This is a genomic window from Erythrobacter sp. CCH5-A1, from assembly GCF_001557115.1.
Taxonomy (GTDB): Bacteria; Pseudomonadota; Alphaproteobacteria; order Sphingomonadales; family Sphingomonadaceae; genus Erythrobacter.
On the sequence record NZ_LSKQ01000239.1, the window covers coordinates 1 to 795 of the forward strand.

Consider the following 795-nt stretch of genomic DNA (forward strand, 5'->3'; position numbering starts at 1 on the left):
CCTTTCGCCAGCGACTCGCTGACCGAGGACTACGAGCTCGGCCTCGCCATCGCCGCCGAGGGCGGGCGCTGCCGCTTCGTGCGGGTGCGCGGCGAGGACGGGCGGCTGATCGCCACCCGCGCCTTTTTCCCCCACCGCTTCGAGAATGTCGTGCGGCAGAAGGCGCGCTGGGTGCTGGGGATCGCGCTGCAGGGCTGGGACCGCGTGGGCTGGGCCGGCGGGCCGATCGAATACTGGATGCGCTTCCGCGACCGGCGCGGGCCGATGACCGCGCTGGTGCTGCTGGTCGGCTATGCGCTGGTGGCGCTGACCGCGCTGCTGGGTCTGATGGTGGCCTTCGGCTATGCCGAGCCGCCGCGTCTCACCCCGCTGGTGATCGCGGTGCTCGCTGCCAATGCGGCGGCGTTCGTCTGGCGGATCGCAATGCGCTTTGCCTTCACCGCGCGCGAATATGGCCTTGCCGAGGGCGTGTACGCAGTGCTGCGCCTGCCGCTCGCCAATGTCATCGCGATCATCGCCGGCAGGCGCGCGGTGTTCGCCTATGCCCGCACGCTGCTGGGCCGCGCCGCAGTGTGGGACAAGACCGATCACGACGCGCATCCGGCCGCAGCCGGGCAGCTCGGCCAGGCCAACCCGTGACGGATAGGCCCCGCCGGGCCCGGGCAGCCGTCCGGACGGGCGCCCGAACGCGGGGATGGACGCTGGCAATGCTGGTGCTGCTGGTCGGCGGGTGGTGCGGCGCGCGGGTGATGTGGTGGGAAGATCCCTTCGCCGCCCGTCCCGCCGCTGCGGCAC

The 795-nt window shown here is 72.6% G+C and carries 1 protein-coding gene; it reads left to right on the forward strand.

Annotation, left to right across the window (positions count from 1 at the left end; genetic code table 11):
• A partial coding sequence (locus AX708_RS14950; RefSeq protein ID WP_304438868.1) for a glycosyltransferase family 2 protein occupies window positions 1–639 on the forward strand: 639 nt, incomplete at its 5' end.
• Window positions 640–795 lie beyond the last annotated feature (156 nt).